The organism is Tatumella ptyseos ATCC 33301 (genome assembly GCF_000735525.1).
In the GTDB taxonomy this organism is placed as follows: Bacteria; Pseudomonadota; Gammaproteobacteria; order Enterobacterales; family Enterobacteriaceae; genus Tatumella; species Tatumella ptyseos.
Map to the genome: position 1 here is coordinate 1 of NZ_JMPR01000017.1, position 24,867 is coordinate 24,867.

Annotated in this window: 20 protein-coding genes; 19 read left to right on the forward strand and 1 reads right to left on the reverse strand. The window is 52.2% G+C overall.

Going from position 1 to position 24,867, the window contains the following annotated elements; all coding sequences use genetic code 11:
* From GTPT_RS04110 to tatD, 13 genes are all read left to right on the forward strand, one after another.
* The coding region (locus GTPT_RS04110) for a beta strand repeat-containing protein (protein ID WP_038010949.1) at positions 1-5,194 on the forward strand (5,194 nt) is incomplete at its 5' end.
* Between the two features lie 121 nt (positions 5,195-5,315).
* Positions 5,316-7,490 (forward strand): type I secretion system permease/ATPase, encoded by a 2,175-nt coding sequence (locus GTPT_RS04115; protein ID WP_029990330.1) that lies wholly within the window; start codon positions 5,316-5,318, stop codon positions 7,488-7,490.
* Entirely contained in the window at positions 7,487-8,686 is a 1,200-nt protein-coding gene (locus GTPT_RS04120; RefSeq protein ID WP_025901438.1) for a beta-barrel domain-containing protein, read from the forward strand. The genes GTPT_RS04115 and GTPT_RS04120 overlap by 4 nt, the downstream gene beginning before the upstream one ends.
* Positions 8,687-8,710: 24 nt before the next feature.
* Positions 8,711-9,205 carry an outer membrane protein assembly factor BamE domain-containing protein gene (gene bamE, locus GTPT_RS16685; RefSeq protein ID WP_025901439.1) on the forward strand — a complete coding sequence of 165 codons (495 nt, stop codon included), beginning with the start codon at positions 8,711-8,713 and terminating at the stop codon, positions 9,203-9,205.
* Positions 9,206-9,348: 143 nt separating this feature from the next.
* Positions 9,349-10,110: a uridine phosphorylase gene (gene udp, locus GTPT_RS04130; RefSeq protein ID WP_025901440.1), complete on the forward strand. Its 762-nt coding sequence runs from the start codon at positions 9,349-9,351 to the stop codon at positions 10,108-10,110.
* Positions 10,111-10,236: 126 nt separating this feature from the next.
* Positions 10,237-11,757, forward strand: a complete 1,521-nt coding sequence (gene rmuC / locus GTPT_RS04135) for a DNA recombination protein RmuC (RefSeq protein ID WP_051170749.1) — start codon at positions 10,237-10,239, stop codon at positions 11,755-11,757.
* Positions 11,758-11,832: 75 nt separating this feature from the next.
* A complete protein-coding gene (ubiE, locus tag GTPT_RS04140; protein WP_025901442.1) occupies positions 11,833-12,588 on the forward strand; it encodes a bifunctional demethylmenaquinone methyltransferase/2-methoxy-6-polyprenyl-1,4-benzoquinol methylase UbiE in 756 nt (251 codons plus the stop codon).
* A gap of 5 nt (positions 12,589-12,593) precedes the next feature.
* A complete protein-coding gene (ubiJ, locus tag GTPT_RS04145; protein ID WP_029990327.1) occupies positions 12,594-13,205 on the forward strand; it encodes a ubiquinone biosynthesis protein UbiJ in 612 nt (203 codons plus the stop codon).
* Positions 13,202-14,839, forward strand: coding sequence for a ubiquinone biosynthesis regulatory protein kinase UbiB (gene ubiB / locus GTPT_RS04150; RefSeq protein WP_025901444.1), 1,638 nt, complete (start codon positions 13,202-13,204; stop codon positions 14,837-14,839). Before ubiJ ends, ubiB begins: the two co-directional genes overlap by 4 nt.
* Positions 14,840-14,930: 91 nt before the next feature.
* Complete coding sequence (tatA, locus tag GTPT_RS04155) at positions 14,931-15,173, forward strand: Sec-independent protein translocase subunit TatA (RefSeq protein ID WP_025901445.1); 243 nt, start codon at positions 14,931-14,933, stop codon at positions 15,171-15,173.
* Positions 15,174-15,176: 3 nt separating this feature from the next.
* Positions 15,177-15,770 carry a Sec-independent protein translocase protein TatB gene (gene tatB, locus GTPT_RS04160; RefSeq protein WP_029990326.1) on the forward strand — a complete coding sequence of 198 codons (594 nt, stop codon included), beginning with the start codon at positions 15,177-15,179 and terminating at the stop codon, positions 15,768-15,770.
* A gap of 2 nt (positions 15,771-15,772) precedes the next feature.
* Positions 15,773-16,531: a Sec-independent protein translocase subunit TatC gene (tatC, locus tag GTPT_RS04165; protein ID WP_025901447.1), complete on the forward strand. Its 759-nt coding sequence runs from the start codon at positions 15,773-15,775 to the stop codon at positions 16,529-16,531.
* An 83-nt stretch (positions 16,532-16,614) separates the two neighbouring features.
* Entirely contained in the window at positions 16,615-17,397 is a 783-nt protein-coding gene (tatD, locus tag GTPT_RS04170) for a 3'-5' ssDNA/RNA exonuclease TatD (RefSeq protein ID WP_025901448.1), read from the forward strand.
* Here the strand turns inward: tatD and rfaH are convergent, their stop codons facing one another.
* Positions 17,398-17,886: a transcription/translation regulatory transformer protein RfaH gene (rfaH, locus tag GTPT_RS04175; RefSeq protein ID WP_025901449.1), complete on the reverse strand. Its 489-nt coding sequence runs from the start codon at positions 17,884-17,886 to the stop codon at positions 17,398-17,400.
* Positions 17,887-18,157: 271 nt separating this feature from the next.
* On the opposite strand from rfaH, the gene ubiD reads away from it, so the two are divergent.
* The 6 genes from ubiD (at position 18,158) to hemG (ending at position 24,734) form a co-directional block, all read left to right on the forward strand.
* The gene (ubiD, locus tag GTPT_RS04180) at positions 18,158-19,642 is read left to right on the forward strand and encodes a 4-hydroxy-3-polyprenylbenzoate decarboxylase (protein WP_025901450.1); all 1,485 of its coding nucleotides are present in this window, start codon (positions 18,158-18,160) and stop codon (positions 19,640-19,642) included.
* Positions 19,643-19,687: 45 nt separating this feature from the next.
* A complete protein-coding gene (gene fre, locus GTPT_RS04185) occupies positions 19,688-20,389 on the forward strand; it encodes an NAD(P)H-flavin reductase (protein WP_025901451.1) in 702 nt (233 codons plus the stop codon).
* A gap of 358 nt (positions 20,390-20,747) precedes the next feature.
* Positions 20,748-22,079 (forward strand): Xaa-Pro dipeptidase, encoded by a 1,332-nt coding sequence (gene pepQ / locus GTPT_RS04190; RefSeq protein WP_029990325.1) that lies wholly within the window; start codon positions 20,748-20,750, stop codon positions 22,077-22,079.
* Positions 22,079-22,693, forward strand: coding sequence for an IMPACT family protein (locus GTPT_RS04195; RefSeq protein ID WP_025901453.1), 615 nt, complete (start codon positions 22,079-22,081; stop codon positions 22,691-22,693). Before pepQ ends, GTPT_RS04195 begins: the two co-directional genes overlap by 1 nt.
* Before the next feature lie 29 nt (positions 22,694-22,722).
* Positions 22,723-24,174 (forward strand): Trk system potassium transporter TrkH, encoded by a 1,452-nt coding sequence (gene trkH, locus GTPT_RS04200; protein ID WP_025901454.1) that lies wholly within the window; start codon positions 22,723-22,725, stop codon positions 24,172-24,174.
* Between the two features lie 17 nt (positions 24,175-24,191).
* Positions 24,192-24,734: a menaquinone-dependent protoporphyrinogen IX dehydrogenase gene (gene hemG, locus GTPT_RS04205; RefSeq protein ID WP_025901455.1), complete on the forward strand. Its 543-nt coding sequence runs from the start codon at positions 24,192-24,194 to the stop codon at positions 24,732-24,734.
* The last annotated feature ends 133 nt before the right edge of the window (positions 24,735-24,867 follow it).

Below are 24,867 nucleotides of genomic sequence, written 5' to 3' on the forward strand. Positions count from 1 at the left end.
TACCCCGCCGGTAGCCACTGATGATATCGCTTATCCGGAGAAAAATACGCCGGTGAGCGGCAATGTGCTGACCAATGACACGGATAAGGACGGCGACCCTCTGGCGGTGACGCAGTTTACTGTCGAGAATCAGACGGCGAAAGCCGGTGCAACCCTGACCCTCAGCGGAGTGGGCACCCTGACGATCAGCAGTGACGGTGCGTATACCTTTACCCCGGTGACCGGCTATACCGGTCCGGTGCCGTCTGCCCGCTATACCATTACCGATGGCCAGGCGACGGCAACAGCAGTTCTGCACTTCACCGATATTACGACGGGGTCAAATACCTCGCCGGTGGCAGAAGATGACCATGCGGTGACGAAAGCGGATACAGCCGTCAGCGGGAATGTACTGGATAATGATTCGGATAAGGACGGCGATACCCTGACGGTGACCGGGTTCTCGGTGGCCGGTCAGACGCTGAAAGCCGGAGAAACGGCCACGCTGGACGGAAAAGGGACCCTGACCATCGGCAGTAACGGTGCCTATACCTTCACACCGCTCACCGGCTATACCGGGCCGGTGCCGTCCGCGACCTATACTATTACCGACGGTCAGGCTACGTCCTCGGCGACGCTGAGCTTCAGTGCGATCAACACCCCGCCGGTGGCGATAGCTGACCATGCAGTGATAGACGGCGATACGCCAGTCAGTGGTAATGTGCTGAGTAATGATACGGATAAAGACGGCGATACTTTGACGGTAACGCAGTTCACCGTGGACGGTCAGACGGTGAAAGCCGGTGAAACCGCGACGATAAGCGGCGTGGGTACCCTGACCATCAGCAGTGACGGCACGTATACTTTCACGCCGGTGGCGGGTTATACGGAGACCGTCCCGACGGTGTCCTATACCATCACCGACGGACAGGCGACGGCATCCGCAACGCTTATCTTCAGTGACACCCGGACCCCGCCGGTAATGGCTGTTGATGATATCGCACACCCTGAAAAAAATAGTCCAGTGACCGGCAATGTGCTGAGTAATGACACGGATAAAAACGGTGGCAGCCTGACGGTCACCCGGTTCACTGTGAACGATCAGACACTGACGGCAGGTGAGAGCGCGACAATCCATGGTGTGGGTGTGCTCACGATCAATGCTAACGGGGATTATACGTTTAGTCCGGAGATTGGGTACGCGGGGCCGGTACCGACCGCGACCTATACGGTCACTAATGGACAAAGCACGACATCGGCAACCCTGAGCTTTACGGATATCATCGATAATCCGCCTGATGCTGTTGATGATCATGCAATAGTACAAAAAAATACCACCCTGAGTGGTAATGCGCTGGGTAACGATAGTGATAAAGATGGTGATGCGTTAACGATAACTGACTTTACAGTTAACCATCAGACGTTTAAGGCTGGTGAGACTGCGACCATCAGCGGTGTAGGCACACTGACTTTTAGCACCAGTGGACAATATATCTTTACGCCGGTAAAAGGCTATGTGGGCCCGGTACCGGCCGCGACTTATACGGTATCAGACGGCCAGCTGACTTCACAGGCGACTGTCTATTTCAGTGACATTAAGAACACTGCGCCGACAGCAGTGGATGACCACGCCACGACAGTGGAAAATACCCCGGTCAGTGGCAATGTACTCAGCAATGACTCTGATCAGGACGGCGATAGCCTGACTGTGACACAGTTTACTGTCGCAGGGCAGACACTGAGCGCCGGGAAGACCGCGACCCTCAGTGGTGTCGGCACCCTGACGATCGGCAGCGACGGTGGTTACACGTTCACCCCCGCGACCGGCTATACCGGACCGGTACCGTCCGTGAACTATACCATCACCGACGGTCAGGCAACGTCCTCGGCAACGCTGAGCTTCAGCGCGATCAACACCCCGCCGGTGGCGAATAATGATACTGCCGTAGCGAAAGAGAACACGGCGGTGAGCGGTAATGTGCTGAGTAACGATACGGATAAGGATGGTGACACCCTGTCGGTGACGCAGTTTACCGTGGACGGTCAGACGCTGAGTGCGGGGCAGACCGCGACTCTCAGTGGTGTGGGCACTCTGACCATCGGCAGTAATGGTGATTACACCTTTACGCCAGTGACCGATTATACCGGCCCGGTGCCGTCAGCCACTTATACCATTACCGACGGACAGGCGACATCCTCGGCGATGCTGAGCTTCAGCGCGATCAACACCCCGCCAGTGGCGGAGAATGATACTGCGGCCCCTGAAAAAAATAGTACAACGACGGGGAATGTACTGACCAATGACAGTGATAAAGATCACGATACGTTAAGTGTCACAACATTTACGGTGAACAACCAGACGCTGAACGCCGGGGAAACCGCCACGATCAGTGGCGTGGGTACTCTGACCATTGACAGTAACGGTGATTACAGCTTTACGCCGGTGACCGGCTATACCGGAGCAGTGCCATCCGCGAAGTATACCATCACTGACGGACAGGCCACGGCCACTGCGACGCTGAGTTTCAATAATATCGTCAATACGCCGCCGTCGCCTCAGGATGACACCATCAGCGTACAGGAAAATACGCCAGCGACGGGTAATGTGCTCAGTAATGATTCTGATAAAGACGGTGATACACTGACGGTGACGCAATTCACTATCGATGGTCAGACTCTGAAAGCCGGAGAAACGGCCACGCTGGACGGTATTGGCACCCTGACGATCGGCAGCGATGGTGCATTTACCTTTACCCCGGAGAAGGGATATACCGGGTCGGTGCCGTCTGCTACTTACACCGTGACTGATGGTCAGACAACGGCATCTGCACATCTGAATATTCAGGATATTACTCAAACGTATACCAATACACCGCCTGTTGCCAATGACGATACTGCCGTGGCTGAAGAAAACACGGCGGTCAGCGGTAATGTGCTGACGAATGACACGGATAAGGACGGCGACACCCTGACCGTGACGCAGTTCACGGTGGACGGGCAGACGCTGACGGCGGGGCAGACCGCAACCATTAACGGTGTGGGGACACTGACTATCGGCAGTGACGGTACCTATACCTTTACGCCGGTCACCGGATATACCGGGGCCGTACCGTCCGCCAGCTATACGATCACCGACGGGCAGGCGACAGCGTCTGCGACCCTGAGTTTCAGTGCTATCAATACCCCGCCGGTGGCGAATAATGACACAGCAACCGCGAAAGAAAACACGGCGGTCAGTGGTAATGTGCTGAGTAATGACACCGATAAAGATGGTGACACCCTGACGGTGACCGGATTTACTGTGGACGGGCAGACACTGACAGCAGGCGAAACCGCAACCCTCAGCGGTGTGGGTACCCTGACCATTGGCAGCGACGGTGCGTACACCTTTACGCCGGTCACCGGCTATACCGGTGCGGTGCCGTCAGCTACCTATACCATCACCGACGGGCAGGCGACAGCCTCGGCGGTATTAAGCTTTACGGCTATTAATACGCCACCGGTGGCGGTTAATGATTACGTTACGGTAGATAAGGACTCACCGGTCAGCGGTAATGTGCTGAACAATGATACGGATAAAGATGGTGATACGCTGAGTGTGACGCAGTTCTCTGTGGACGGGCAGACACTGAACGCGGGGGAGACTGCAACCCTCAGCGGGGTAGGTACCCTGACGATTGGCAGCGACGGTGCGTATACCTTTACGCCGGTGAGTGGCTACGTGGGGGCGGTACCTGCCGCGACTTACACCATCTCCGATGGACAATCGACGGCAGAAGCCTCGGTGATTTTTGATCATGCGCCGGTCATTGAAATTACTCAGTCTACAGAAGTGACTTACACTCCCGGGACTGACATCAGTGGCTTTAATTCATCGTCCTGGCAAAATAACTGGACGAGTGCCGGCTGGAAAGGTGTATGGCCAAGCTATAGCAGTACCAGTCATCTGGTGAATCTGAGCGCGGATGGCGGGTCATATACCGGTACCATGAATGCGGCGACGACATTCAACACCAATGATGTCCTGGATCTGACCGTTGGCTGGAATAACGGCTGGTCAGGCACGGATGACGGTAGCTCTGCCGTGCTTTCATTTTCCTATGGCACTCAGACCTTATTCTCGATAACAACACCGGGCCAATCCACCACAGGGACGACCCCCGGCGCGGAGTATGCGGATGCTCAGAAATATGCCTATATCACGCTATCCAAGGGGATAGAGGTTTCGCTGGATGGCGGAAAAACCTGGCTGGATGGCTCGACGCCGATTCCGTTTGAAACCTGGCGTTTGTATCAGAAAGATCAAACGGTCACTGATAGTGATCTTTCCCATATTCTGGTGAAAGGAATGCAGACCGGGGTGAGCGACCATCTGGTACTCAACTGGGACGCCCCCGGCAGCCCGGCAGATGACTTCCAGATTTCCGGAGTCAGTGTTTCTCAGGTGACCGAAACGACTTCTGACAGTGATAGCCATACCCTGACTTATGATCCTTCCACGTCTTCAGGTACGGATAGCACTAGTTCACAACTGGCGGTATTGCCTAATATCAGTGTCAGCGACAGTGACGGAGATAACGATATTCAGTCCGCCACGATAACACTGTCCGGAAAAAGTGGTGATCAGCTGTGGATTAATGGGATGGATGCCTCTACTCACACGGCAGGCAAAGCCTCTTACTCGCTGACATCTGACGGCGAGGGTACGCTGACGCTGACGCTGAAGGCCGGAACCAGCGGCTCATTAAGCAGCAGTGACTGGAATACGTTACTGGAGGGCCTGCGCTTTGGTACAACGGGGGATTCAGGCACCCGGCAATTAACGGTGACGGTCAACGATGGACAGTTAGACAGCAATACTGAATCCGTTGATATCAATGTGACGGGTTCTGCATCGTCGGGGGACCTGCCGGGATACAGCGCGGATACGCAGACGACCACGACGAGTTCTTTGCTGAGTACCTATTCTCTGGAAAACGTCAGTGACCTGGCGTCGGCGTCGGACACATCGTCTGCGTCTACGACAGAGACGTTACCGACATTGCAGTCTCTGTTAAGTACCAGTTCGACAACCACGTCATCAACGGGGTCGTCAGCATCTTCCACGACAGCGTCGTCGTCGTCGGCAACGGACAGCCTGCATACGACCAGTGAAACCTCGTCTGCATTGCTGGCCAAAGAAGACGAATTGTCCTCCAATAACAATACGGTTTAATTTTTAGCAGAAACCCCGGTGTCATCGCCGGGGTATGTTTGCGATCCCGGTTCGCAGTTCAGAGACATTCAATAATGTCGTTTGATGTATGTAATTGAATACGCTCAAAATGAGTAAAAGTATGAATAGTAAATCAGAGCCAGAATATACGGACGAGCCTTCTGAAAAACATTTGTCGCAACAGGTTGGCGGATGGGTCGATGCGCTGGAGTATGTTTCGATTCATTTTCAGTTGAGTGTTTCTCCTGAAAACCTGAGAGTGAAGGCTCGCTGGATCACAGGCCAGTGTGATGAAAAAGAACTCAGGAAACTTGCGCAGCATAGCGGCTTAAAGATGAGGTTCATTGAGCCTGATCTTACCGTGATTAATAGCTGGCGCTTACCTGTCGCTCTGGAATTGACGGATGGACAGGTCGCGGTTATTACAGGCGTACAAGCAGACCAGATGACACTGATATTCAGTGGTGATCAGGGGACGGAAACGCTTGTTGCAATGAACACCTTACAGGCATCCGTCCGGCGAATGGCTGTCCTGCGGCCAATGGATATCCCTGCCGATGCACGGATCGACAGTTATCTGGAACCGGTAAAAAAACACTGGATCAGAGATATTGTTTTTTCGGATCGAAAATCCTACGGTTACATTTTCCTGGCATCGATTATTACCAACGTGATGGCGTTGGGAGGCGTACTCTTCTCAATGCAGGTCTACGATAGGGTGATCCCTGCGCAATCAGAGCCTACGCTGTATGTCTTATTTGGTGGGGTATTGTTATCGATAATTTTTGCGTGGGTCATGCGAAGCGCCAGGACAAGGATCACGGATCTATTAGGGAAGAAAGCGGATCTCAGGATCTCAGACCGGGTTTTTGACCATGCCCTTCGTATTCGAAGCAGTGCCCGTCCCCAGTCAACCGGCGCATTTATCTCCCAATTAAAAGAGCTTGAATCCGTCAGAGACATGATGACGTCGACAACCATTGCCGCGGTAGCCGACCTCCCGTTCTTTATACTCTTCTCTCTGGTGTTCTGGTCTATTGCCGGCTGGCTGGTGGTGGTTCCTTTATTAGCCTTTGTTGCGCTGCTGTTGCCTGGTATCTTATTGCAACCCAAACTTCGGGAACTGGTACGTGCCGGCATGAGAGAGTCTTCCTTGCGGAATGCCATGCTGGTAGAAACGGTACAAGGTATGGAAGATATTAAAATTCTTCAGGCTGAGCCGCGCTTTCTGAATAAATGGAATTATTACAATACGGTGAATGCCGATGCCGGGCTAAAACTCAGAGACTTACTCAGCAAATTAAATAACTGGATCCAGACAGTGCAGGGCAGTACGTTTGCCGTTGTGGTGTTCTTAGGTGCTCCCCATGTCATTGCCGGTCAGATGACGACCGGTGTGCTGGTGGCCGGCTCTATATTATCCAGCAGAATGTTAGCGCCGTTATCCGGAATTGCCCAGCTGCTGAATCGCTGGCAGCAGGCGAAAATGGCCGGTACTGCATTGGATAAACTGATGAAAATGCCGATAGATAACCCTGAAAATTCGACCAGGGTCAGCCGTCCTTCTCTAAGTGGCAACTACGAAATCCGGGACGCTATCTTTGGTTATCATCCTGAAAACCCGGTATTGAATGTCGCCAGGCTGGATATCAGACAGGGTGAGCGAATTGCCCTTCTGGGACGAAATGGTGCCGGGAAATCCACCTTACTGCAGGTCCTGGCAGGGTTAATTGAACCTTTTTCAGGAAAAGTGATTCTGGATGGGGTGACTTTGTCACATCTCGACCCGGCAGATGTCCGTCGTGATGTCAGCTTTCTGACCCAAAATGCCAGATTATTTTATGGCACGATCCGTGAAAACCTTTTACTAGGCTACCCTCAGGGAACCGATGCTGAACTTATTGCTGCGTTAAAAGCCGCCGGTGCGTGGGAGTTTATTTCCCATTTGCAGGATGGCTGGGATCATGTGGTGGCAGAAGGCGGCGGGGGATTATCCGGAGGTCAGAGGCAATCATTGTTATTGGCCCGTTTATTACTGCGTAACCCCTCAACGCTGTTACTGGATGAACCGACGGCCTCGCTGGATGAAATCGCTGAAAAGAGAGTCATGCAGCAGTTAAAAGCGATGTCCGGAAGTTGTACGTTGGTTATTGCCACTCATCGTCCGGCCGTATTGCAGATAGTGGATAGAATTCTTGTGATCGACAACGGAAAGATAGTGCTGGATGGACCGAGAGATGAAGTTCTTAGCCGGCTCAGTGGTACACCCACGCCTTCTGCAGGGGAGAGAAAATGAAATTCTTCCGCTTTCGCTCCGCAGCCGAAGAGACATCGGATGATGCTTTTTCCGAAGTCTCTGCGACGTCATCAGTCCGCATGGTGATCACTATTACGTTATTCCTGGTTCTGTTTTTTATATGGGCCTGGTTTTGTAAAGTCGATGAGGTCTCCAATGGACCGGGCCAGGTGATCCCTACGCTCAGGGATCAGAAAATTCAATCCCGCGATGGCGGTGTATTAACTGACCTGTATGTTCATGAAGGTGAAATCGTTGATAAGGGAAGTATTCTTGCGCAATTAGATCCTACACAAGGTGAGTCTTCCCTTGATGAATCGGCGGCCCGCTATCGGGCCGTATTGGCAGCAGGTGCTCGTTTGCGAGCCGAAGCCTCCGGGGCAGACCATCCGGTCTTCCCGGCAGAGTTGAATGATTATCCGCAATTGATTCAGTCCGAAACTGCGCTGTTTAATGCCAGACGAAAGAATCTGGCGGATACTCTCTCGTCACTGAATAGCTCGCTGAGTTATCTGACTAAACAAATCAATATTACACGTTCTTTATTAAGTAGCGGAGCCGCCAGCCAGGTGGATTTACTGAAAGAAGAACGTGACCGTGCTGATTTACAGCTCAGGATCTCCGATGCTCAGACCGGATATCAGGTAAAAACACAGGAAGAGCTCTCGAAAGCGGATGCTGAAATCAAAGCTCTTCAGCCGGTCGTGGCCGGGCGTCAGGCCAGTCTGAATAAACTGACACTACGAGCCCCGGTGCGAGGGATTATTAAATCCCTGGATGTCACTACGATCGGAGGCGTTATCCCACCGAATGGCACTTTGATGAGTATGGTTCCTCTCGATGACCAATTACTGGTGGAAGCCAGAATTTCCCCCAGAGATATTGCGTTTATTCGCCCGGGTCTGGAAGCGAAAGTTAAAGTCACGGCCTATGACTACTCCATTTATGGCGGGTTAAAAGGAAAAGTGGTGACAATTTCTCCGGACACCATCCGTGACGAAGTGAAGCCGGAAAATATCTATTATCGGGTGTTTGTACTCACGGACTCCGACTCTTTGGTGAATGCAAGAGGGAAACATTTCCCGATTGTTCCCGGTATGGTGACGTCAACGGATATTAAGACGGGCAGCAGAACCATATGGGACTACCTGACAAAACCGCTGAATAAAGTGAATGAAGCTCTGCACGAGCGCTAATCTGACGATACCAGGAAGATAATAATGAAAAACGTTATGCGATTACCCGCAGGAGCTCTGTGCTTCTCATTCGGACTACTGTTAAGCGGATGTGCAAATCTCTGGCATGATAACCCTGCAGATAACCGTTCTAACCCGGATCACTATAGTTATCATGATGTCAGTAAACGTCCCACCCGGCTGGATGAAAAGTTTGTTCGCCAGGGGACTCATCAGTCATTATCAGCAGTCAATGCTATCCGGCCTGAGATGACCCGGCAGCAAGTCACGGATTTATTAGGTGAACCTGTCTATCAGGACAATAACGGGACACAGTGGGAATATGATATTAACCTGCAGCTGCCGGACTCCGAAAACCGTATTATTTGCCAATACAAAGTGATCTTTGACAGCAGCACTCAGCGTGTGAAAACCGGTGTATGGCGACGTCAGCAATGTCAGGATCTCGCAAAAACGGTGACGGCATCGACAGAAACTGCACCGCAATTAAAAAAGACGTTTTTCACAAACACGCCTTAACTCCCCTCGTCAGCCGGAGCTAACATGGCTCCGGCGGCGACAGAGAAAACCAGTTTTTTGTCCCGGTTGATTTCTGTCACGAAAATTTCTCGTCTCTGACGTACAATATTCAGCATAATTCACTGTAGCTTATTGAGGTTAATATGTCGCAATCCGATGTTTTCCATCTGGGGCTGACGAAGGCCGATCTTCAGGGATCCACATTAGCGATTGTGCCCGGCGATCCTGAGCGCGTCAGAAAAATTGCTGAGCTGATGGACGAACCCCGTCAGCTTGCGTCCCACCGTGAATTCACCAGCTGGCTGGCCTTTATTGACGGTAAACCGGTGGTGGTCTGTTCCACGGGGATCGGCGGGCCTTCTACGTCTATTGCGGTAGAAGAGCTGGCTCAGTTGGGGGTCCGCACCTTTCTTCGCGTCGGTACCACCGGCGCTATCCAGCCGGGGATTAACGTCGGTGATGTCCTGGTGACCACGGCCTCGGTACGGCTGGATGGTGCCAGTCTCCACTTTGCCCCGCTGGAATATCCGGCAGTGGCGGATTTCGCGTGTACGACGGCCCTGGTCAATGCGGCCCGGGAGTCCGGTGCGACTACTCATATCGGGGTGACTGCGTCTTCCGATACTTTCTATCCGGGTCAGGAGCGTTACGACACTTACTCCGGCAGAGTCGTAAAGGCTTTCCGGGGTTCGATGGAGGAGTGGCAGTCGATGGGGGTGCTGAATTATGAAATGGAATCCGCCACTCTGCTGACGATGTGTGCCAGTCAGGGCCTGCGTGCCGGTATGGTCGCCGGGGTTATCGTCAACCGGACGCAGAAAGAGATCCCGGACAGCGCCACCATGAAACAGACAGAGAGCAAAGCCGTCAGCATTGTCGTCAGTGCCGCTAAAGCCTTACTCTGACCTTCCCTTCACAGGCTCTGCCGGAGAATGCTCCGGCAGACTGCCTGGCCGCACATCAGAAATATCTGGACATCTATACAGTGCCACTCTACCTTTTCTTTGTGGATCAGAAAAACGGGGACGCGGGTGGATACGCAGCTTATCATTTCAATAGCGTTGCTGGCCGGAGGCTTAGGTCTGGGCTGGCTAATCGCGGTATTACGAACAGGTCACCAGCTGGCCGCCAGTGACGCAGAACTACGTGTGCGGCAGGAAGCGATGGCTCAATTGTATCAGGACCTGGCAACAGAGCAGCAACGTCTGCAGGCAAAAGACCAGGAGCTACGGCAGGTCTATAGCACATTGAGTGCCCGGCAGGAGCAACTGAACCAGCTGGCTTACTGGCGGGAACAGAGTGAGCAACTGACCCTTGAAGTACGTCATCAGTCAGAAATTAATCGCGTACAGGAAGCTGAGCTTCGTGAAGCCACGACCCGGTTAGAAGACACCCGGCTGGCGGCAGAGGAAAAACAGCGGTTACTGCTCAACAGTGAACAGCGGCTGGCCGCACAGTTTGAAAACCTGGCAGGACGTATTTTCGAAAACAGTGGTCGCCGGTTTGATGAACAAAACCGCCAGAGCCTGCACGGATTACTGACCCCGTTGCGCGAACAACTTGATGGTTTTCGCCGTCAGATTAATGAGAGCTTCAGCCATGAAGCCCGTGAGCGGCATACGCTTACACATGAAATCCGTCAGTTACAAAAACTCAATAGCGAAATGGCGAAAGAAGCCGTTAACCTGACTCGTGCCCTGAAAGGGGATAACAAAATTCAGGGTAACTGGGGGGAAGTGGTCCTCGGTCGTGTACTGGAGGCCTCCGGGTTGCGGGAAGGACATGAATACGAAACCCAGGTCAGCATTCAGCGCAGTGACGGACGTTATCAGCCGGATGTGATTGTGCATCTCCCGCAGAAAAAAGATGTCGTGATCGATGCCAAAATGACGCTGGTGGCCTATGAGCGTTACTTCAACGCTGAGGATGATGCGGTGCGTGAGCAGGCCCTGCAGGAACATCTGACGGCGGTACGGCAACATATCCGGTTGCTCAGCCGTAAGGACTATCAGCAATTGCCTGGAGTGCGTTCACTGGATTACGTGCTGATGTTTATTCCGGTCGAACCGGCCTTCCTGCTGGCGATTGACCGGCAGCCTGAACTTATCAGCGAAGCCCTGCAGCAAAATATTATGCTGGTGAGCCCGACCACATTGCTGGTGGCACTGCGCACGATCAGTAATCTCTGGCGTTATGAACACCAGAGCCAGAATGCCCAGCATATCGCTGAAAAAGCGGGGCGGTTGTACGATAAAATGCGATTATTCGTGGATGATATGCAAAGTCTGGGGACGCATCTTGATAAAGCCCGGGACAGTTATCAGCAATCGATGAAGAAGCTCTCGGAAGGGCGGGGGAATCTGGTGGCCCGGACGGAAGCGTTTCGACATCTGGGCGTAGAGATACGCCGGCCGATCAACCCGAAAGTGACCGAAAAGGCGCTGTCTTTCGAGGCCGGAGCACAGGAAACCGACGGTGATAGCGAAACCTCACTGGTCGGCCCGCAGAATACGTGGGACAATGAGGAAAATCCCCGGGGAGTTTCTGAATAGTGGCGCAGCAAGATGCCGGGCCTTCGGGACTCTGATACACTTCAGACAGTATTGATCACAGAACAGGTAATACCGATGGCAGATGAATCTCAGGAAACAACACATTTTGGTTTTCAGACCGTAGCTAAAAATGAAAAGGCTGAAAAAGTTGCTGACGTGTTCCATTCCGTGGCAGCAAAATATGACCTGATGAACGATTTGATGTCGATGGGCATCCATCGTATCTGGAAGCGTTTTACCATTGATTGCAGTGGTGTACGTCGCGGTCAGCGGGTGCTGGACCTGGCCGGGGGCACCGGTGATCTGACTGCAAAATTTTCCCGTCTGGTGGGTGAAACCGGCCAGGTCGTGCTGGCAGATATTAACAGCTCCATGCTGAAAATGGGCCGTGAGAAACTGCGTAATAAAGGCGTTTCCGGCAATGTCAGCTATGTGCAAGCGAATGCAGAGGCCCTGCCTTTCCCTGATAACTATTTCGACTGCATCACTATCTCTTTTGGCCTGCGTAATGTGACCGAAAAAGAGAAAGCACTGGCCTCCATGTTTCGTGTACTGAAGCCGGGCGGTCGCCTGCTGATCCTTGAATTTTCCAAACCGCTGCTGGAGCCATTAAGCAAAGCCTATGATGCTTATTCCTTCCACCTGTTACCGCGTATTGGTCAGATGGTTGCCGGCGATGCAGACAGCTATCGCTATCTTGCAGAATCCATTCGTATGCACCCGGATCAGGAGACGCTGAAAGGCATGATGAATGATGTCGGGTTCGAAAATACCTCTTATTACAATATGACCGGAGGTATCGTTGCCCTTCATCGCGGATATAAGTTCTGATGTCGATGGCAATGAACCCCATGCTGTTACTGGCGGCAAGCGCTGAAAGCGCACTGAACCGACTCCTTTACCAGGATCGGGGCATGAAAGCGGCACGTCAGCGCCTGAAAGGTAAGGTGCTGGCGCTGAAGTTCAGTGAATTGCCGAAGCCACTGGTGCTGGTATTCAGCGAACACCAGCTGGATGTGCTGACCGACTGGCAGGATGAAAGTGACTGTACGGTCTCTCTGGCGTTCTCAGTATTACCGGAGTTGCGGGATCGTCAGAACCTGACGGCCCTGATCAAGCAGGAACGGTTGGATGTGCAGGGCGATCTGCAGGTTATTCAGCAGTTTTCAGCCTTGCTCGATATGGCGGAACTGGATCCCGCGGAATACCTTGCTCCCTGGGTCGGCGATGTTGCCGCTCAGGGGATCAGCCGCGCAGGTCAGCGTGTTTTTGCTTTCCTGCGCAGAGAGATCACCGGCAAACAGCAGCAACTGGGGGAATTACTGACTCAGGAGTGGCAGGCTGCGCCGGGTGCCCTTGAAGTCGCCTGGTTTTGTGAAGAAACTCAGGCTCTGGACAAAAGGCTGGCCATACTGGAAGCACGGCTGGCTCAACGGGAGAAGAAATGACGGTTGGAGAGATTCGGCGACTCTATTTCATTATTCGTGTCTTTTTGTCCTATGGCCTGGATGAACTTATCCCGAAGACACGCCTGACACTACTGCTACGTTTCTGGCGCCGCTGTGTTTTCTGGATCCCGAATCGTCATTCTGATGAACTGCTGGGGGTTCGCTTACGCCTGGCGCTGGAACAGCTCGGACCGGTCTGGATTAAGCTCGGGCAGATGCTGTCGACCCGCCGGGATCTTTTTCCGCCGGAGATCGCGGATCAGCTGGCGGCCCTGCAGGATAAAGTCCCGCCTTTTGATGGTGCGCTGGCGAAAGCTCAAATCGAAAAATCGCTCGGCGGGCCGGTTGAGCAATGGTTCGATGATTTTGACATTAAGCCACTGGCATCTGCTTCTATCGCCCAGGTACATACGGCTAAACTGAAAGAAAATGGCCAGGACGTGGTGATTAAGGTGATCCGGCCGGATATTCTGCCGGTCATTAAAGCCGATATGCGTCTGATTTATCGTCTGGCACACTGGTTGCCGCGCTTACTCCCCGATGGCAGACGTTTGCGTCCGGTAGAAGTGGTCAGGGATTATGAAAAAACCCTGATTGATGAACTGAACCTGTTGCGTGAAGCGGCCAATGCGATTCAGCTGCGCCGTAATTTCGAAAACAATAACATGTTATATGTGCCGTTAATCTATTCAGACTATTGCAGCGAGACGATGCTGGTCATGGAGCGGATTTACGGGATCCCTATCTCGGATACTGACACCCTGCGGGCGCATGGCGTGAATATGCAATTGCTTGCAGAGCGCGGTGTTCAGGTCTTCTTTACCCAGGTATTCCGGGACAGTTTCTTTCATGCAGATATGCACCCGGGGAATATCTTTGTCAGCTATGAACATCCTGAGGACCCGCAATATATCGCTATCGATTGCGGTATTGTCGGGTCACTGAACAAAGACGACAAACGGTATCTGGCGGAAAACTTTATCGCCTTTTTCAATCGTGATTACCGCCGGGTGGCCGAACTGCACGTGGATTCCGGCTGGGTACCGCCGGACACGAATGTTGAAGAGTTTGAGTTTTCCATCCGTACGGTGTGTGAGCCTATTTTTGAAAAGCCGTTAGCCGAGATTTCTTTCGGGCATGTATTACTGAATCTGTTTAATACCGCGCGGCGTTTTAATATGGAAGTGCAGCCTCAGCTGGTATTGTTGCAGAAAACCCTGCTATACGTTGAAGGCATCGGTCGTCAGCTATACCCGCAACTGGACTTATGGAAAACCGCGAAGCCTTTCCTGGAAGAATGGATTAAGGATCAGATAGGCTTACCGGCCATCTGGCGGGCAGTGAAGTCGAAAGCACCCTCCTGGGCGGAGAAGCTGCCTGAACTCCCGGAACTTTTTTATGACGGAATGCGTCATCATAAATTACTGAAACACAGTGTCGATAAACTGGTTTCTGACATGAAAGAGCAACGTACACGTCATGGTCAGGCCAGATATCTGTTGGGTATGGGGACCGTCTTTCTGATCTGCGGTACCGCTCTGGCTATCGGTCGTCCGCAATGGGAGGTTACTTCAGGGTTTCTGATTGTTGCAGGTGTGTTAACATGGATTGTCGGCTGGCGAAAAACAAACTGATTGTCAGCTTCATTCTAAACGGGTTAATGTCGTAAGACTGAACTATTTTCATCAGATCCGTAGTCGCGGGTCACGGAATGCAGGAGTTAACATGGGCGGTATTAGTATCGGGCACTTACTCGTTGTTGCAGTGATTGTGGTGCTGTTGTTCGGAACCAATAAGTTACGTAATCTTGGCTCAGATTTAGGATCTTCCATCAAAGGCTTCAAAAAAGCGATGAAAGATGATGATAAAAAAGAACAGGATGCGGACTTCACTGCAAAATCCATTTCTGATAACCCGCAGACTTCTTCTCAGAAAGAAGAAGCCCGGAAACACAACGATCAGGTATAAACCGTGTTCGATATTGGCTTTAGTGAACTTTTACTGGTTTTCGTGATAGGTCTGATTGTTCTCGGACCTCAACGTCTGCCTGTGGCAGTGAAAACCGTTGTCGGCTGGATCCGCGCGATGCGTTCTCTGGCCGCAAATGTACAGAATGAACTGGCTCAGGAACTTAAGCTTCAGGAGTTGCAGGATAGCCTTAAAAAAGTCGAAGAAGCCGGAAAAGGAACGCTTTCACCTGAACTGAAGGAATCCATGGAAGAACTGCGCAAAACGGCAGATTCCATGAAGCGTACTTACCGCGAAGCGACGGATTTAGAGCATGCTGACGATGAGGCGAATGCCAAAGCGACGGCAGCAGCAGCCTCACCTGCGGTGACTCCGCAAGAGACAGTCTCTGAGACGGTACCTTTTGCGACCGAATTACAGAAGGGGCAGTCTGTCTCTTCTCCGGCAGCAGAAAGCTCATCGCCTGCGCAACAGCCTGATCCTGCTGTGGTCCATGCACCGGCGACGCCGGGTCAGGAAACGAAGTCATCCGGCAGTCTCCCTCCGGCCTCCGGGTCCGGTAAGAGCCCTGCCTCACCGGTAAGTGAAGAAAGATAACCATGGATGTACAAGATACCCAGCCGCTGATAAGCCATCTGATTGAGCTACGTAAACGCCTGATCTACTGTATTTCATCGATACTGGTGATATTTTTAGTTCTGGTCTATTTCTCTAACGATATCTATCAGTTAGTGGCCGAGCCACTCATCAAACAGATGCCGGTCGGTGCGAGTATGATAGCCACCGATGTTGCTTCACCGTTTTTTACGCCGATAAAACTGACGATCATTGTGTCAGTTTTTCTGGCCGTACCGGTTATTCTGTACCAGCTTTGGGCATTTGTAGCGCCTGCGCTATACCGGCATGAAAGAAAACTGATTATGCCATTGCTGTTTTCCAGCACCTTGTTGTTTTATATCGGTGTGGCTTTCGCTTACTTTATTGTATTCCCGCTGGCATTCGGCTTTTTTGCTAAAACGGTACCCCATGGCGTACAGATAGCGACTGACATCAGTAACTACCTGGATTTCGTTATGGCCCTGTTTCTGGCCTTTGGTGTCGCCTTTGAAGTGCCCGTCGCTATCGTCTTATTGTGCTGGACCGGCATTACTTCTCCGGACGATTTGCGTAAAAAGCGGCCCTATATGCTGGTCGGTGCATTCGTTGTCGGTATGCTTTTAACCCCGCCGGATGTTTTTTCCCAAACTTTGCTCGCTATTCCGATGTACTGCCTGTTTGAAGTCGGCGTATTCTTCTCACGTTACTATGTAGGGAAAGGACGTTGGGATAAGGATAACGATCAGGATACAGAATCCTGAGATCCCGAACTCAGGTTCCCGCGATGACGGGAAATGTTCACGAAAACCACCCGGCCAGGGTGGTTTAGCTTTTGGGAAATAACATGTTTGATATCGGGGTTAACCTCACCAGCACGCAATTTGCTAAAGACCGGAAACAGGTAGTCACCCGTGCACGGGAATCCGGCGTCACCGGAATGTTAATTACCGGCACCAACGCACTGGAGAGTCAGCAGGCGCTGTCTCTGGCCAGACAACACAGCGGTTATTGCTGGTCAACGGCTGGTGTTCATCCGCATCATGCCAGTGAATGGTCACAGGAAACCGCAGGCACACTACGCAGGCTGGCAAGCCAGTCGGAAGTGGTTGCTATCGGCGAATGCGGACTCGACTTCAATCGTAACCTTTCCGATCATAATCAGCAGGAATATGCTTTCGAAGCTCAACTGAGCTTAGCCGCAGAGCTACAGCTCCCGGTGTTTCTGCATTGCCGTGAAGCACATCAGCGTTTTATCGCGATCCTTCGTCCCTGGCTGGATAAACTGCCTGCCGCGGTGGTCCACTGTTTTACCGGTACCGAGCAGGAACTACGGGAATGTCTGGATGCCGGATTATCGGTCGGGATCACCGGCTGGGTCTGTGATGAACGTCGGGGCGTGGAACTAAGAGCGTTATTACCGTTGATTCCGGCATCGCGTTTACTGCTGGAAACGGATGCTCCGTATCTGCTGCCGAGAGACATGCGTCCCCGGCCGACATCCCGGCGTAACGAACCCTGTTTTCTGCCACATATTGTCAGTCAGGTCGCGGCATGGCGTAATGAGGATGCTACAGAACTGGCAAGCCAGGTGGACCGGAATGCCAGACAACTGTTTGGCCTTAACTGATCAGATTTTGCGGAACTGGCGATTATCGACACTGCGGCTCACCTGCTTATTCAGCAGGCTGAGCAGTAAGACAGAACGGGTCTCGCCTTCCGGCTCGGCAAAAATAGCCCGCAATCCTTCAAATGTCCCGGCGGTAATTTCTACCTCATCTCCCTGCTGAGGCAGGGAAGGGGTCAGGCTGCTGTGGAAATCCTGTTGCGCGAGACTGTCGATAACCTCTTGCGGTACCCTGGCAGGGAGGGCACCAAAGCGGACAAAATGGCTGACGCCACGGGTCGCACTGATGGTCGTGGTATGGATAACTTCCGGGGCAAACCGGACAAACAGGTAATTAGGGAAAAGTGGCTCACTCACCGTGGTGGCCTTTCCGCGGAGTGTCTTTTCCACGGCAATCATCGGGCTCAGACAGCAAACACCCTGACGTTCAAGATGTTCCTGTGCCCGTAATAACTGACCACGTTTACAAAAAAGTAGATACCAGGATTCCATAACTGCTCCCTATTAACAGCCGCAAAGGATAGCAAAACTCTTTCCTGTGTCATAGTTCACAGCCTCTGATTCCGTGCCCGGGAGACCCTGTTGCCGGACACGAATATTCCGCGTCCCGCCGGGGAGAATGCAGGGCACAATATCGTTGCTGACGCAGACGTAAAGTGCGTTTATCGCAACAGACAGTCTGCACCGCATAATAAATCCCGGCATCTTGAAACAATCCACCCTATAATGGCCAGATTAACTCCGGCAATAAAGTAAAAACCTCATGAAATATCAGGACTTAAGAGACTTCCTGCGACAACTTGAGCAGCGTGGTGAATTAAAACGTATTAGTTATCCTATTGATCCGTTTTTAGAAATGACGGAAATCGCTGACCGTACACTCCGGGCCGGAGGGCCGGCATTGTTGTTTGAAAACCCGAAAGGGTACGACATGCCTGTGCTCTGCAATCTGTTTGGTTCCTCAAAACGGGTGGCGTTGGGAATGGGTCAGGAAGAAGTCAGTGCACTGCGCGATGTCGGAGAGTTACTTGCTTTCCTGAAAGAACCGTCACCGCCGAAAGGCTTCCGCGACCTGTTCGAACAGATGCCCCGGTTCAAACAAGTGCTGAATATGCCGACGAAGCGCCTGCGTCACGCACCCTGCCAGGATGTGGTTTTGCAGGGAGAGGATGTCGATTTATCTGCCATTCCGGTCATGACATGCTGGCCGGAAGATGCGGCTCCCCTGATCACCTGGGGGCTAACGGTCACCCGAGGCCCTCATAAAGAGCGGCAGAATCTCGGAATTTACCGTATGCAGGTGATTGGTAAAAACCGGGTCATTATGCGCTGGCTTTCTCACCGTGGTGGTGCGCTGGATTTCCAGGAATGGTGTAAAGCACATCCCGGCGAACGGTTCCCTGTTTCTGTCGCGCTCGGTGCGGACCCGGCGACTATCCTGGGGGCAGTTACCCCGGTGCCTGACAGTCTTTCTGAGTATGCTTTTGCCGGCCTGCTACGTGGCACCAAAACCGAAGTGGTTAAATGCCTGTCTAATGATCTTGAAGTGCCCGCCACCGCAGAGATTATCCTGGAAGGCTACATTGAGCCCGGTGATATGGCCCCGGAAGGCCCGTACGGTGATCATACCGGTTATTATAATGAAGTGGATGACTTCCCGGTATTTACCATCACGCACATTACCCGTCGTCGTGATGCTATCTATCATTCAACCTATACCGGCCGTCCGCCCGATGAACCCGCAGCACTGGGTGTCGCGCTGAACGAAGTCCTGGTGCCGATATTAATTAAACAGTTTCCTGAAATTGTCGATTTTTATTTGCCACCGGAAGGGTGTTCTTACCGCCTGGCCGTCGTGACTATGAAGAAACAATATGCCGGACATGCAAAACGCGTTATGTTTGGTGTCTGGTCGTTCCTGCGCCAGTTTATGTACACCAAGTTCGTGATTGTTTGCGATGATGACGTAAATGCACGTGACTGGAATGATGTCATCTGGGCGATTACAACACGTATGGATCCCGCCAGGGATACCGTTATTGTTGAAAATACGCCGATCGATTATCTGGATTTTGCATCCCCGGTGTCCGGATTGGGTTCCAAAATGGGACTGGATGCAACGAATAAATGGCCAGGTGAAACAGACCGTGAATGGGGCCGTCCTATCGTTAAAGATCCCAAAATCACGGCGCGGATTGACGAAATCTGGGATGAGCTGGCTATCTTTGGCCCTCAGTCTTCCCGTTAACCGACGACCATTGCTTTTTATCCGATGACCCGACAGAGGGAACGAATGACAACATTAAGCTGTAAAGTGATTTCCGTAGAGAGCATTACCGACACGGTTTATCGGGTCCGGTTAGTACCGGAAACGGAGTTTAGCTTTCGTGCCGGCCAGTATCTGATGGTGGTGATGGACGAGAATGATAAACGTCCTTTTTCACTGGCATCGACCCCGATGGAAAAAGATATTATTGAACTGCATATCGGTGCGTCAGAGCTGAACCTGTATGCGATGGCCGTCATGGAGAAAATCCGTGACCAGCGAAGTATCGAGGTAGACATGCCTCACGGTAATGCAGCGCTGCGTGATGACAGCGATCGTCCGATGATCCTGATCGCAGGCGGTACCGGTTTTTCTTATGCGCGTTCCATCCTGCTGACAGCCTTATCAGAAAACCCGGATCGTGAAATTGCCATTTACTGGGGCGGGCGGGAGCCGCATCATCTGTATGACCTTGAAGAGCTGAATGCCCTGGCGGTTCGTCATCCGAACCTGACTGTCGTACCTGTGGTGGAGCAACCCGATGATGAGTGGCAGGGCAGAACCGGCACTGTACTGCCTGCCGTGATCCAGGATCACGCGACATTGAAACCCTACGATATTTATATTGCCGGTCGTTTTGAAATGGCCAAAGTTGCCAGAGAACGTTTTTGTGCTGAACGGGAAGCGGTCAGCAGCCAGATTTACGGCGATGCCTTTGCCTTTATCTGACGTTTAACGTGACACCAGGAGCATGATGTTTGCCATCATGCTCCTTCACGCCCAGGCTTCTGCGATATCCTGAACGCTACCTGCGCACTGACCCGGTTTATCCGTCCCCGAAAACTCTCTTTTATTAGCATCTCCTCCCTCAGCTTCAGCACTGTTCAGTATTGGCATCTTTTGGTCCTCTGAAGGGGGCATCGGTCAGACAAAGGTATACGCATTCCTGCGGCACTGAAAAGTGAAGATTCGGAAGGCGGGGATAAGGTGTTAACTTCACCGGAGGGCATGCTGCGGAGGCAGGGACGCCATCCCGGGGTGAGCTGTGGTAAAATGCGCCAAAATGCTGATACCAACGAGGGTAGAGATGGACTCACTGAACGAATTATATAAAAAACACCTGGCAACATTACAGCATCGTGCTCAGCAGGTACTTGCCGCGAATCACCTGGATGCGTTATTAATCCATTCCGGTGAGCTGCTGAGTGTCTTCCTTGATGACCATCACTATCCTTTTAAAACTAATGCACATTTTAAGGCCTGGGTGCCGGTCACTCAGACGCCAAACTGCTGGTTATGGGTCGATGGGGTGAACAAACCACGTCTATGGTTTTATTCTCCGGTCGATTACTGGCATAAAACCGATGCATTACCGGAAAGTTTCTGGACCGATGAGATAGACATCATTGCATTAAGGGACAGTCACGCTATTGCGCAGCAGCTACCGGCAGACAGGCAGAACGTGGCGTATATCGGACCGGTAGCAGAGCGTGCAGGGCAGTTAGGGATCCCGGAATCAAAGATCAATCCGCAGCCGGTACTGGACTACCTGCATTTTCACCGGAGCTTTAAAACCGATTATGAGCTCTGGTGCATGCGCGAAGCGCAGAAAATTGCTGTCGCCGGTCACCGTGCGGCGAAAGAGGCATTTTTCGCAGGACAGAGTGAATTTGAAATTAATGCCGCGTATCTGCTGGCGACAGGGCAGCGGGATACTGATGTGCCTTACGGCAATATTGTGGCATTGAACGAGAATGCGTCCATTCTGCATTACACCCGGCTGGAGAAAGAAGCACCGCAGCAGCCACGCAGCTTCCTGCTGGATGCCGGGGCAGAGTTTCACGGTTACGCCGCCGATCTTACCCGCACTTATGCATGGGATAAAAACTCGCTGTTTGCCGGGCTGGTCAGTGCAGTGGATCAGCATGAACAGGAATTGATTGGTACGCTGAAGGCCGGGGAAAGTTATGTCGGCTATCATGTGCAGATGAATCAGCGTATTGCCACAATACTCCGCGAGTTCGACATTGTGACCGGACTGAGCGAAGAGGCGATGGTCAGTGAGAATATTACTCAGGTCTTTATGCCGCATGGCGTCGGTCATCCATTAGGGCTGCAGGTACATGATGTGGCCGGCTTTATGCAGGATGATAAAGGCACGCATCAGGCACCGCCGGAACAGTACCCATGGCTGCGTTGTACCCGTACACTGAGCGCCGGTATGGTGCTGACCATTGAACCGGGGATCTACTTTATCGAATCGCTGTTATCCCCCTGGCGGGAAGGCCGCTATAGTAAACACTTCAACTGGGAGCGTATCGGCCAGTTGAAAGCCTGTGGCGGAATACGTATTGAAGATAACGTGATCATCACCGGCGAAGGGGTGGATAATATGACCCGTGATCTGAATCTGGCCTGATGGACGCTTATGATATTCCGGCAGCGGATGTCTGCATCACGGAAGAAACCATAAAGAAAAGCCGCTTTATTACTTATCTGGCTCATACTGAAGGCAGTGAAGCCGCAAGATCCTTCGTACAGCAGATGAGGGATAAGCACCCCGATGCCCGGCACCATTGCTGGGCCTGGGTGGCAGGAGCACCTGATGACTCACAGCAGCTGGGTTTTTCTGATGACGGTGAGCCTTCCGGCACCGCGGGAAAACCCATGCTGGCCCAGCTGATGGGTAGCGGGGTCGGTGAGGTCACCTGTGTGGTGGTTCGCTATTATGGCGGCATCATGCTGGGAACCGGCGGGCTGGTAAAAGCCTATGGCGGCGGTGTCCGTCAGGGGTTACAGGCACTTTCCCGGCGCAGGAAAGTGCCGATGCAGCCTTTTACTCTGCGTTGTGATTACGGGCAACTGACAGAAATAGAACGCATGGTCGAGCGCTATCTCGGTAAGATAACGCACAGTGAGTATCAGGCTGATGTAGCATTACGCCTGGCGTTACCGCATGGCAGTATCAGTGAATTTGAACAACATCTCTCGGACTTCAGCCGCGGTGCGCTGACGCTTCAGCGGGCAGAATAACCACCTTTATTGAGTTAAGGACAGGCATAATGCATTTTCGTGCCATCACCCGTATTGTGGGTTTATTAATTATTATTTTCTCCGTCACTATGATTGTGCCGGGGCTGGTTGCGCTGATTTATCGGGATGGTGCAGGCAGAGCATTCAGTCAGACGTTTCTTCTGGCATTGGTGATAGGCTCTGTGCTCTGGTGGCCTAACCGCAAACAGAAAAGTGAATTAAAGCCCCGCGAAGGTTTCCTGATTGTGGTGCTGTTCTGGACCGTTCTGGGCAGTGTCGGGGCGATGCCGTTTATTTTTGCCGAGCAACCCCACCTTTCTGTCACCGATGCCTTCTTTGAATCGTTTTCCGGACTGACCACTACCGGTGCAACGACCCTGGTAGGTCTGGACTCGTTACCGAAAGCAATACTCTTTTATCGTCAGATGCTGCAATGGCTCGGGGGGATGGGGATCATTGTACTGGCGGTGGCTATCCTGCCCATCCTGGGCGTCGGTGGCATGCAGCTGTATCGTGCTGAAATGCCTGGTCCTCTGAAAGATCATAAGATGCGCCCGAGGATCGCGGAAACGGCGAAAACGCTCTGGCTTATCTATGTCTTGCTGACGATTGCTTGCGCTCTGGCTCTGTGGCTTGCCGGTATGCCGCTTTTTGATGCCATCGGTCACAGCTTCTCGACCATCGCCATTGGCGGCTTCTCGACCCATGATGCCAGTATCGGTTATTACCACAGCTCAACCATTAACAGCATTATTGCTATTTTCCTGCTGATCTCGGGCTGTAACTACGGGCTGCATTTCTCGTTACTGAGTGGCCGGAGCCTGAAAGGGTACTGGCGCGATCCTGAATTCCGGGTCTTTATCGGGGTACAGTTAACGCTGGTGGTCATTGCGACACTGATACTTTTATTACATCACACTTACGGCAGCGTATTGCAGACGGTCAATCAGGCTTTCTTCCAGGTTGTCTCTATGGCAACGACCGCGGGCTTTACCACAGACAGTATTTCTCACTGGCCTTCCTTCCTGCCAATCCTGTTACTTTGCTCTGCGTTTATCGGGGGCTGTGCGGGGTCGACCGGGGGCGGGCTGAAAGTTATCCGCATTTTGTTACTCTGCAAACAGGGGTCGAGGGAGCTTAAACGTCTGGTACACCCGAATGCGGTGTATACCATCAAGCTCGGAGAACGTGCGCTCCCGGAACGAATTCTGGAAGCCGTCTGGGGATTCTTCTCGGCGTATGCCCTGGTCTTCCTGGTCAGTATGCTGGCTATCATCGCGACCGGCGTTGATAATTTTTCTGCTTTTGCGGCCGTGGCGGCAACACTGAATAACCTGGGGCCGGGACTGGGAGTGGTGGCCGATAATTTTGCTTCAATGAATGATACGGCGAAATGGATCCTTATCTCGACCATGCTATTTGGTCGCCTGGAAGTCTTTACACTATTAGTACTGTTCACCCCGACCTTTTGGCGGGAATGATTAAAGGATAAGAAATAATGAAGATGCTGATATTGTTTTCCAGCCGGGACGGACAGACGCGAAAAATTGCGGATTTTATTGCGAACGAAGCGGGTGAGGAAAAGGTCTGTGATGTGGTCAATATTGATTCCGCTTCCGGAAGTGACTGGCAGGCGTATGATCGGGTGCTGATCGCGGCATCCATCCGTTACGGACATTATGCGCCGGAAGTGAACCGCTTTATCGCCGACCACTTACCTTTATTACAGTCGCGGGCCAGTGGCTTTATTTCCGTGAACCTGACTGCCCGCAAAGCCGATAAGAACACGCCGGAGACCAATGTCTACACGCGGAAGTTCCTGGAGCAGTCACCCTGGACGCCGGATCGTTGTCTGGTGGCCGCGGGCGCACTGCGTTATCCGCGTTATGGCTGGTTAGATAAACAAATGATCCGCCTGATCATGAAGATGACCGGGGGTGAAACGGATACTTCAAAGGAATATGAGTACACGGACTGGCAGCAGGTGGCTGAGTTTGCCCGCGAATTCGTGCAAATAACCGACAAATCGCTCTATAAATAACGCTTTTGGCGGAAAAAGCGACACTCAGAAATTTATTTGAAATAAACCCTTGTCAGAAAAAATTATCTCCCTATAATGCGCTCCCACTGACACGGCAAAGCGCGATACGCAGCGGCGTGACAGGGACTGAAGC